Here is a 10,549-nt window from a genome sequence, read left to right as displayed (position 1 = left end):
CTACAACCGGCGCCTGCGTCACGTGTTCTACATGGCAGCACTGTCCAGCCTGCGCGTCCAGGGCCCGTCGCGGCAGTTCTACGACCGCAAGCGCGACGAACGGCTCATCCATACCCAAGCCCTCCTAGCCCTGGCCAGGCGCCTGGTCGACGTGCTCTGGGCCCTGCTGCGCGACGGCCGCGAATTCACCCTCACCGGACCAGCCCCCGCCACCGCCGCAGCTTGACAACTTCATTGAGAGTCCTTTCGATCAGGGATGTATCGGAGTGGTGGACCCGGTAGGCCGCGGTGCGGGCGGTTGGCCGTCGACGACTTCGGTAATCAGGTCAGCCCAGTCGACAGCCAGGGCACTGACGTGGATCCATGCCTCATGCACGGCGGGTTCGGACGCGTGCTCGGCAGCCGCCAACGTCAGTTCGGCATCGACGTACGCGGCGGCCAGGGCATCCACTGCCGGTCCTATGCAGTCGGTGCCGCGTCGTGGCTGAATGTGGGTGCTGACCCAGTTGTCCATCAACGTGACCACATCGTCTCGGCGTTGGTCGACTTCGGCCGCGCGTTCGGGGATGACGCGGCGGGTGCGGTGCAGATGCGCCAGCGCCTGCGCCCACCGCGTGATCAGATGGTCGCCCGGGTTGTGGCCCGTCACGCCGCGGAACGCCGCGCAGAGCTGGCGTCAGTCCGGAATCCGAGGAAGCCGAGAATCCGGCCCGGAGAGCGAGACACCCTGTCGCACAGCCGCTGTCATCTGCGATGAACGCGTGAGTATGGATGTGGGGCGTTCGGTGGGCATGCTCGGGCTACGCCTCGGTTCCGAACGAGTAGGCCATCGCCGCGAGGTAGGGAAGACATCCGCCCCCGTGGGCAGCGTGAGCGTGGAGAATGAAGCGGGCGCGGTCCAGATCCAAATCGATAGGTTCGACCGCGCAGTCGCAATACTGCACGGCCCACAGATCCCGTGTGTTCTGCGAAATTCTCACGACAGCTCCCTGACAGTCGGTGGGTGGGTGGGTGGGCACGCCGATGCCGGGGCCCAGTCGCACAGCGTCCGAATCCGGCTCCGCCCGTTGCTGTTTCCTTGCGAGGGCGGAACAGCCTCGACCGCATGCCCCGGCATCGGGTGCTGGTCCCAGATTCGCGGCTGCGGCTTGCCATCCCAACGCCCGACGGGACTAGCCCCACTGGGGCTTGCGCATCGCAAACAACTGGCTGGGATCAGGCGAAAGGATCATTTGTGCACGTAGAAGCCATCGACCGCATACTGTGAGACAGACTGCGGTCAACCGACTGAGGTGAGATGTGAACACTGGGGGACGTATCTGCCGCACATGCCGCACGGCGCTGCCAACACAACACGCCGGAAACCTCTGCCCCGACTGCGCCTCAGCTGCCGGGTTCAAGCACGCGCTCACCGCCGACTTCTTCGACGACCCCACGATCCGCGCGGCGCTTGCAGACCACGACTTCAGCGTCGTGTTCACCTCGATTCGCGACGCAACCGGCCTCTCACAACTTCAACTGGCCGCGTTGCTCGACCTCACGCAGTCCAGAGTGTCAGCCGTCGAACGCGGAGAACGCCGTCTGACCAGTGCCAAGCTGGTCGCAAGAATCGCCGATACCTTCGCGATCCCTGCTTCGCTACTCGGGTTCGGCTCCGGCTCTGCGAGTAATCTGGCCCGCGAGGAGGTGACGTGGGTGGAACGCAGAGACTTCATCACCCTGGCAACCGCAGCTGCACTCGGTTCCCATCTTCACCCGCAACTCGACCGGCTGGGCAGCATCCTCCCTGACCGGCTCGAGCCAGTCACCCGACCACACATCGGATACGCCGACATCGACGCGATCGAAGCCATCACCGAAGGATTCCGGCGATGGGACCTCGCACACGGCGGCGGACTCTGCCGGACCGCGGCACTCACCCAACTACACCAAGTCCGCGCCCTGGAAGGCGCCGCATGCACCGCGGACGTTCGAACGCGTCTATGGATCGCCACCGCCGACCTGGCGAGCATGGCCGGCTGGCTGGCCTACGACATCGAAGAACACGACTCGGCCCGCAAACTGTGGACATACGCCCTGCAAACCGCGCACCGCGGCCAAGACCATCCGCGCAGCACCGACCTGACGGTCAGCATTCTGCTCGACATGGCCCACCAGTCCCTGCACCTGAAACGACCCAATGAAGCACTGAAATTCGTTCAGCTCGCCTCATCGACCGCCGCCAACAGGCGCCATCCGATCAGCACCATCACCGCCGGGTACATCGCCACAGTAATGGGCTGGTGCTGGGCATCCCTGAACGACTCCGCAGCCACCCAGCGCGCCCTGGGACTGTCCGAAGACCGCTACGCAACAGCCGAACCCGACACCATTCCCTCCTGGGCATGGTTCGTCACGCCCGCGGAAATCGCCGCTCAACACGGCCATGCGATGTATTTGCTGTCGCTCTCCGATCCCAGATTTGCGCCGTCGGCGGTCGAGCGTCTGTCCACGGCGATCCCTGGACACGCCAGCGAACATGCGCGCAGCCGCGCAGTCGCCTTGCCCACCCTTGCCGGCTCTTGTTTGCAGGCGGGTGATTACGAGTCGGCCAACCGGTACGGGCGCGAGGCGATCACGGCGATCACCGAGCTGTCTTCACCCCGCTGCTACGTCCGCCTCCGCGACCTGGACACTATTGCCACCCGACACGACGGCGACCCGATCGTCGCTGAATTGCGCAGCGATCTAAAAGCGGTCCTCGCCACTGCGGCCTCATGACCACCGAGAGCCAGCTCCCTGGTCGCGCAGCCGTGCGCGCCGCATGTCAAACGTTCGGCGTCGAGGACCGCGACGCGCAACTGCTGCATCATCGGTCGAACGCAGTGTGGTTGCTGCCGCACGCTGATCTCGTCGTGCGCCTGGCACCCGACACCGCATACCGCCGCGAGCGCGCGCACACCGCCGTCGCCGTCACACGGTGGCTGGCAGCCGAAGTCCAACCCATCGCGCTCACTCCAACGGCCGGAACCCAGCCAGTTACCGCCGACGGCGCGATCGCTACGTTCTGGCCCTACCGCCCCTCGCCAGATCGGCCAGGTCCGGCCGACCTCGGCACACTGGTGCGGCGGCTGCACTCGGTGGCGCGACCGCCGTTTCCGGTGCCGCGATACCAGCCGCTGCGGCGGCTGTTCGAAGCCCTGGCTCTTGATGGCGAGCGGACGACACACGCACTCACCGACTCTGACCGCGCGTGGGTGCGCGCCCGCGCCGAAGCACTGGTCGGCCAGTTCACCCAGACCGAATTCCCGCTCGGGGAAGGCCTGGTGCATGTCGATGTCCACAGCGAGAACGCCGTCTGCGATCACGGGCAGTGGGTGCTGATCGACTGGGACCAATGCAGCATTGGGCCGCGCGAACTCGACCTGGTGAACGGATTGCCTGATCACTTTCATCAACCACAACAGGAGCGGGCACGCTTCGCCGCGGCCTACGGCTATGACCTTCTCGACTGGCCCGGATGGACCTTGCTGCGCGACATCACCGAGCTGCACTCCCTCGGCGCCTACATTCGGCTCGCGCCGACCAAGCCCGCGGCGGCCGAAGAACTGCGACAGCGCATCCGATCGTTGCGAATAGGGGACAAAGCCGCAGTCTGGCAGGCGGTGTCGTGATCTCGTGCGTCGTTCTCGGCGACCATCGCAGTGGTCAGTCCGAGCAATTACCAGCTCGGTGTGCTTGGCGCTGAAGGAGCAGCACTACAGTCCGTAGTCGTAGTCGTGGCTGTACTCGTAGTTAGTGTCTGTTTCCGGAGTGTCGAAGGGCTCATCGCGGCTCGCCCCGTTCTCGGTGGAAACTGTTGGTTGCGCAGAGGCCGGTCCGTGGTGGGTATTGAGGTCGAGATGGCGGCGAGCCCGGCCTTCGAGGTCGCGTTGCCGCGGTGTCAGCTGCGTGCGGCGCTGTTGTTCGGTGAACGCGTCGTCGAGTTGGCGTTCCTCGCGAAGCCAGCGTTGTTCTGCCTGCGCCAGTTTGCGTGCGAAGGCGTTGTCGCTGTGGTCTGCGGCGGCCAGCTCGGCGGCGCGCGCGGCGTGGTTGTCAGCGCGGTGAAGCGTCGCGTCCCAGGTGTCATGCGCGAGGGGCACTGCGGCACGGGTGCGGCGGGCGGTCTCGCGGGCGGCAAGCAGGTCTTGTTCGGCATTGTTGAGGGCTGGGCGTAGGTACTCGAGGCGGGCAGCGTGCTCCGCGCGTGCGGTGCGTGCGGAGTCGGTGCTGGTGCGCCACCAGGGGGTCTTTGGCGGGTTGTTCTGTGCGGTCGCTTGTTGCCGGTGAGCGAGGGTGAAGGCGTGTTCGGCGGTCACGACTGCAGCCTGTGCGTGGCGGGCGGAGCGGATCGCTGCCGCGTGTCTATCGAGTTCGGCGTGAGCGCGGCGTATAGCGTCGGCGTCGCTGCCCCGCTCATATCGCTGGCTGCGTTCGATGATGAGACCCATGTCCAGGATCGGGTCGAGATCGAAAGAGCGCCGAGCACACTGGATCTCGTCTCCCAGTTCCATATCGCTCATGCGGCGCCACTGGTCGACCCGGAGTTCAGAGACCGCGCGGGCGACTTGGTCGGCGTCGCGGCGCTGCGCGTCGTCGAGCATTTCAACCAGTCGCCAGTGCAGCGCGGCGGCGGGCTGTTCGTCCGGTAGCGGGCGCTGCGCGGCGGCGGTGCGGACGGCAGTCGGTACGTCCAGGGCGGTGTCGGCGGCGTGGGACAACTCCTCGGCCAGTTGTGGCCAGTACGGGTCGGTCGTTATCCGTCTGTCGACTTCTTGGGCGAGCGCTGCCCAGCGGCGGGTGTTTGTGTCGACATCTCTCAGACGCGACCGCACTGCGTCATCCAGCTGGAACTGGGTGCGGCGTTCGTCGACTGGGTATTGCACCGGTCCGGTCAGGCGGCGGTCGTGGTCGGGGACCGCGTGTGCTGCCCGCCAGATGGCGAGTGAGGCGGTGAGGTTCAGGTCGCGTTCGACGAGCTGCCGCGCCCACCCTGGTGCAGTTTCGGGTGTCCAGGTGTGGGTCGTAGCGCCGATTTGGGCGGCAAGGTCCTTGATCTGGGCCGCGTACCCGCAGGTGTTCGCCGAAGTCGGAGTTGTCGCGCAGCACCGGCGGGATCACCGGGATCCATCCCAGCGGGCCGTCGTCGATGCTTCGAATGCCGATGCGCCAAACCAGCACGGCGGCTTTGTCGTCGGCAGTGTCGAGTTCCCGCCCGGTGATGGCGTCGCTGAGCGTCGTGATCGGGTCGCGCCCGGCCAGGGCGACCATGGCCAGGCGCTGGCGCAGCACTGGCCACGCCTCCTCATCGGTGAGACCGGCATTCAAGCGTTCGGCGGCCGCGGTGACGGCGGCGTGGTGCTCGTCGCCGAGCACTGCGTCGGCGGCCGCGCCGAGTGCCTCGAGGTAGGCGTCGACGACTCCGGCGAACTGGCGTTGGGGGTCGGCGGCTTGGCGGGCCTGGGTGGTCGCGGAGACTTGGCCGCCGTCACGGCCGAGGATCTGGGTGAGCATGTCGATCGCGGTCGGCGGGTGCAGCGCGCTCCACGTCTCGGCGGGTGCGTCTTGGCCGTCGCCTGCGGTGGCGAGGTAGAGGTGTCCGCCGGCGCGGGCGCGGGTGGCCAGCACATACAGCTGGAAGCAGTTCTCGCTGCCGGTCAGCACGCCGTGGCAGGTGTCGGTGGTGAGCCCTTGCGCGGAGTTGATCGTGCGGGCGTAGCCCATTTCGACGCATTCCCGCACGCAGTCCGTCGGCAGGGTGACTTTGCGGCCGGATCCGATGTGGGTAGCGGTGATCCGCCCGTCCGGGTGGACGGCCCGAACCTTCCACCGGTAGCCGTTGCGGACGTGATCGGTCTGCGAGATCCGCAGCCGATAGTTGTTCTCCCTGGTCGTGATGATGTCCCCGATTGATGCCGAAAGCCCGTCCGACAGCAGCGTTTCCGGTCCGTGCAGCCCTTCGCGGCGGAGGCGTTCGTCTCGGACGAGGGCGTTGAGCTGGCGCACCAGCTCGTTGGTCGGCGCCAGCAGCGCGACGTCGCGGCCTTGGGCGTAGTCGACCCGCCAGGCCCGGTACGCGGCGTGCACTACGGCGCCGAGGCTGGTGAGGGTGGCGGCTCCGGCGTGGTGGACGATGTCGCGGATCACACCCCCGGCCTGCACGGAAGACAGTTGCCGGTCATTACCGACCGACCGCACACTGGCCCCGCGTTCGATCAGCCAGGACACGGCCGAATCCAGTTTCAGGGTGGGAGTCTTCGCCGCCTCGTCCAGTACCACGAGGGTGCGGGGTCCGATCGCCCGCACCCAGTCCGGTGCGTCGTCGAGGGCCCGCTCGCCCGACCGGATGTCGTTGATCACGGTGACGAGCATGTCCACGGTCTTGGAGTCCGCGCCGATCTCGCTGCCCAGGACACCGGCGGCCGGTCCTTCCGGTGCCAGCCCGAGCACGGTGCCACCTTCGGCGGTCCAGGCGCGTACCAGCGCGGCCATGGCGGTGGTCTTCCCGGTCCCGGCGGGGGCGATCGCGACGTGTAACCGTCGTCCGGAGGTGGCGAATTCACGCAGCAACTGGACTTGGCCGTCGTTGAGCAGCTGGCCGTTGTTGTTGGCGGCGTGCTCGATGATCGCGGCATCCACCGCGGGCGCCGCGATGGTGCGCCCGCCTTCGAGCAGGCTCGCCGCGATCAGTCGTTCCTCGGCAGCGAGGATCTGTGGGCTGGTGTAGAGCTGGGAGCCGGAGGTGGTGAATACGCTGCTTCCGTCGCGGCGGGTCGAAGCCTCGACGGTGGGTGCGATGTCCTCGGCCTCCGGTGTGCCGCGGGGGATCGACCGCGGTTCGCTCAAGGCGGTGTCGGTGACCTGGGTGATGAGAGTGTGCCAGTCGGCTGGGTTGATGCTGCCGCGCAGCTGGCGAGTGGCTTCGGCGCGAATGTGGCGGAACTGCCAGGTCGACCGGGAATCGGAGACCACCTCGACGACCCGTGCGGCGGTCGCGGCGACCCACGCGGCGTCGGTGGCCTCCCGCTCCAGGACCGGCTGTCCCAGGGCCGTCGCGACCATCGCATCGACTGCGCTCTCACCACCCAGCAGCTGCGCGGCATCACGTCGCCAATCAGCGCGTTGCTCAGCACGCGAACGCGCCGCCACTTTGTGCCCGCGGGTTTTCAAGGTGGCTTCTTGGGCGAGGTCGTGCAGTTCAGCCGGTGTCGGTTCGCGGCCACGCTCGGCCTGAAACCGCGTGGTGCGGGCGGTCAGCTCGGCATCCACCGCGGCCGATCGCTTCGACCACTCCTGCGCCAGGCGCTCCTTGACACCGATGATCTCCCGTACTGGTCGCTTCCCGCGCCCGTGTCGGTTGCTGCTGTGGCGTTCGGCGAACTGCACGTTGAGCGACTGTTCGAGGTAGTGCTCCAGCCGGGTGTTGAACAGCTCGGAGGCGGCGACGTTGTGCTGGTAGATCATCCTGCCGTCGAGTGCACCCACTGCCCGTCGTGGCGTTTGACCGCGTTCGAGATCACTACGTGGACGTGCAGATTCGGGTCACCAGCGCGACTATCGCGGTGCTGGAAGGCGGTGGCGATCAGGCCGCCGACGACGTCGACTTGGCGGCGGCTGTGCCGCCCGACCCGCGTGAACACCGCGTGCTCCTCAAGATTGGTCACAGCGTCGCGCAGGGCGGCATCCACGGCGGCCTCGATCTTTTCCGACACCTCGCGCCGGGCCAGCGCCCACAACGTCGACACCGACTTGACCGGCGAGAACGTGAGGTCGAACCCGGCGACCCGCTTCGACGGCGCTCGGCTGGCGCGGGCCACCCAGCCCGACAACTCCCTGTCGTCGCGGGGTGGGCGACCGTACTCCTCGGCGAACATGCGCCCCGCCACGTCGGTGGCGATGCGGCTGCGCTCCTCCGCGGGGATCGGGGCGTAGTCGACGCGGCCGTGCTCGGCGTTGTAGGCGGCATAGGCGCGGGCCCGCTCGTAGCGGTAGGAGTACTCCGCGGCCACGTGTTTTGTGAAGGGGGCACCCAGCCGGACCAGGCGTACCGCGTGCGCCCGCGCCGTGCGTCGCGAGATGCCCTCCACGGCGAGTGCCTCTACCTCGGCGGCGATCATTGCCTCGGCGTTCGGGTGCAGGCCGTGACCGAACAATGCCCGCATCTGCGCTTCGGTCACCACCTCACCGGCCTCGATGCCGACGTTCGGCAGGCCGGAACCCAGCCAGCGACCAGGGGATTCGCCGCGCTCGCTGTAGTAGGTCGAAAGATTCTGCGGACCGCGATCATTCACGTCGTGCGTGGCGATCGAGCGGAGGTAATAGGTGTAGCCGTCGCCACTGCCGAGCTTCGCCAGTGACATCACACAATCCACCGTACGCGCTCCGACTGCGAAGTGGCCGTGATGTTTCCGCGACCAGGGAGCATGAGGTGTGACGAAATCTATCTATTTGTGCTGGTAGTGGCTGATTCTTATTCAGTTGTCCTGTTCGGGTGCACCTTTCGGTTTTCGGGGATAGTTTGCGGGGGTTGTTGCGGAGTTCAGGTGTAACTTGCGGGTTCTGAGGATGGTGGGCCGCTGGGGAGGCAAACTGCGCGCCCGTGCGGAGTCCGAGTCCAGGGCGGGGGGCGCGCCGATGCCGCCGGAGGGCAGAGTTACGCCTGGCCGTGGTGGGCAGCGAACGACTCAATCTTGTGATGGCCACAGCCACGCGTATCGTCTACCTGGCGGCCAATCCACCAATACGGGGCTAGTGTGGGGCGTTCCTCGTGCTTGATACAGAACAGATGGTTGAGGTACAGGCGTATGGATGGGTTCCCGCCGCCCTATTCGCTACCCTGGGACCTGCATCCGTTACTGCCGGGTGGTGATGGAACAGGCAGAACGCTGCCCGTTGACCTGCAGCCGGGGCGGTTGGTGGTGTCGGACAAGGGCGCTGGCGAGCCGGCGTTCTGGCTCAGCGACGGTCCGGCCGACTATTTTCTCTGGAAGCGGTTGCTGGCCGAGTATGAGCAGACCGGGTTCTGGCCGCTGCTGCTCGGCGTCGATGACGAAGGCGGCCCGTGGGCCACGGGCGAGGTGTCGTTCGTGGGTGTGACTTCGCCTGCGGACCACGATCCGGAGGCCGTGCTGCGGGAGTGGTGGGACCGCTACGTTGTACCCGGCCCTGTGGACACGGCTCCGTTCGGCCCGCACTGGCCGACTGGTCGAGCACCGACTCCGCAGCAACGGTCAGATCCTGGTCACGATGCTGAAACCCTGGGCGGCACACTGCTCTACGACTACCCGTTTCAGTTGCGACTCGGTCTGGTCGCAGCGAGTTCCTCCGATTCCGTTGCTGCGATCGGTTGGCGGGGGGTTGCCGACCACACCACTGACATCGCCCAGATATCGGCGGTGTTGCGGGATTGGGAGCGGCGTTATGGGGCCCGCGTCGTAGCGATCATGGATGGCGGCCTGCACCTGAGTGTGTCCGCACCACCTGGAAACCGCGACGAGGCCCTGCGTCTCGCGGCAGAGCACTATGCGTTCTGCCCGGAAGACACCTGGAATACGGACTTCGCGCTCATCAACAACGAGATAGTGCCCTGCTCGGGCACGGTGCTCGCGGAATATGCCGAAACGCTGATCAACAAAGCGATCTGGATCTTCTATTGGCGCTGATCCGGATCGGTGCCTCGTCGAGCAACGTGGCCAGTGAGGCACGAAAGCCATCGTCAGCCTGCCGGATCCGCAAGGTAGATCCGAACACCTGCACCGACAAACTGTTCTGTCGAGATTTCGGGTCGCAGGTCGGCCATGTCCTGAGCACCGCGGCGGTTCGGGCAACGAGTTGTATTGCGCAGCAATTACTTCCATTGAGCGTGGTCAGAGAACGGAGCTGTTCGGCTGGCTATCGCGAGTGCATATCTGTCGGCACTCTGGCGGACCCTCGGCTACAAGTGGTGGCGGAATCGCCGTGTTTCAGCTTTCATGGAAGCGGAGAATCGGCAGGCCTGGAGGAACCATGCCCTTCGATCTCCACAGTCAGCTCTCTACTGGTCATCTTGGCGCCAGAGCTCTTCCTGGGCTTTTGTCTCCCGCGCCGACGCGCTCATCGTTCACGACTACCCACGGCAGTGCGTCGGTCCTTGGTTCTTGGCGTAGGGATGGCCAGGCCCGGCTCATGATTGGTACCGAACGAGGTACCGGTCGTCAACGGACAGCTACCGGTCGGCGACCGTAGCCGAGGACGTGCGTCGTGGGCTTTGATCGCGGCAACGCGCATGATGGCGCCCGAAGCAGCACGAAGGACGTCACCGTCTTCGTTCCGGGCGACCCGCCTGAGCTGAATACCGTAGCCGCTAAAGTGTTGCTGGAGATTATTCTCCGACATGTCCGCGAGACTCGTGGCGAGACTGTCGATAGTCCCCGACCGATTCCAGTGTCAGATCCACGGCCGACTCCCTCCATCGCAACTCCCGAGGATGGGGCAGTTCGGCCAGGTCACCACCGAACGCCGATGTCTTTCTCAACCAGCAGGAGGAATCGCA

General features: G+C 66.3%; 6 protein-coding genes and 2 pseudogenes. 4 read left to right on the top strand and 4 right to left on the bottom strand.

Features of this window, described 5'->3' with window-relative positions; genetic code table 11:
* Window positions 1–226, top strand: a pseudogene (locus ACZ6DL_RS22300) (hypothetical protein); the annotation flags it as partial.
* Window positions 227–250: 24 nt separating this feature from the next.
* On the opposite strand, the gene ACZ6DL_RS22295 reads toward ACZ6DL_RS22300, so the two are convergent.
* A complete protein-coding gene (locus ACZ6DL_RS22295; protein WP_466053777.1) occupies window positions 251–649 on the bottom strand; it encodes a hypothetical protein in 399 nt (132 codons plus the stop codon).
* A 650-nt stretch (window positions 650–1,299) separates the two neighbouring features.
* Between ACZ6DL_RS22295 and ACZ6DL_RS22290 the strand changes: the two genes are divergently transcribed.
* Window positions 1,300–2,760, top strand: coding sequence for a helix-turn-helix domain-containing protein (locus ACZ6DL_RS22290; RefSeq protein ID WP_466053775.1), 1,461 nt, complete (start codon window positions 1,300–1,302; stop codon window positions 2,758–2,760).
* Entirely contained in the window at window positions 2,757–3,653 is an 897-nt protein-coding gene (locus ACZ6DL_RS22285; protein ID WP_466053773.1) for a phosphotransferase, read from the top strand. Before ACZ6DL_RS22290 ends, ACZ6DL_RS22285 begins: the two co-directional genes overlap by 4 nt.
* Window positions 3,654–3,737: 84 nt before the next feature.
* Here ACZ6DL_RS22285 and ACZ6DL_RS22280 read toward each other — a convergent pair whose 3' ends face one another.
* The 3 genes and pseudogenes from ACZ6DL_RS22280 to mobF form a co-directional block, all read right to left on the bottom strand.
* Complete coding sequence (locus tag ACZ6DL_RS22280; RefSeq protein ID WP_466053771.1) at window positions 3,738–4,739, bottom strand: hypothetical protein; 1,002 nt, start codon at window positions 4,737–4,739, stop codon at window positions 3,738–3,740.
* A gap of 118 nt (window positions 4,740–4,857) precedes the next feature.
* Window positions 4,858–7,080 (bottom strand): ATP-dependent DNA helicase, encoded by a 2,223-nt coding sequence (locus tag ACZ6DL_RS22275; RefSeq protein ID WP_466053803.1) that lies wholly within the window; start codon window positions 7,078–7,080, stop codon window positions 4,858–4,860.
* Between the two features lie 90 nt (window positions 7,081–7,170).
* Window positions 7,171–8,378 (bottom strand): annotated as a pseudogene (gene mobF / locus ACZ6DL_RS22270) (MobF family relaxase); the annotation flags it as partial.
* A gap of 444 nt (window positions 8,379–8,822) precedes the next feature.
* Here mobF and ACZ6DL_RS22265 point away from each other — a divergent pair.
* Window positions 8,823–9,680, top strand: coding sequence for a DUF4253 domain-containing protein (locus ACZ6DL_RS22265; RefSeq protein ID WP_466053769.1), 858 nt, complete (start codon window positions 8,823–8,825; stop codon window positions 9,678–9,680).
* Window positions 9,681–10,549 lie beyond the last annotated feature (869 nt).

It is taken from the genome of Nocardia sp. NPDC041819 (genome assembly GCF_055590505.1).
The sequence above is the reverse complement of the archived record's forward strand: the minus strand, read 5'-3'. Positions and strand labels throughout refer to the sequence as shown.

Coding starts and splice junctions, on each gene's coding strand:
- ACZ6DL_RS22265 (WP_466053769.1), top strand. CDS start 8,823: ATGGATGGGTTCCCGCCGCCCTATTCGCTACCCTGGGACCTGCATCCG.
- ACZ6DL_RS22285 (WP_466053773.1), top strand. CDS start 2,757: ATGACCACCGAGAGCCAGCTCCCTGGTCGCGCAGCCGTGCGCGCCGCA.
- ACZ6DL_RS22275 (WP_466053803.1), bottom strand. CDS start 7,080: ATGGTCGCGACGGCCCTGGGACAGCCGGTCCTGGAGCGGGAGGCCACC.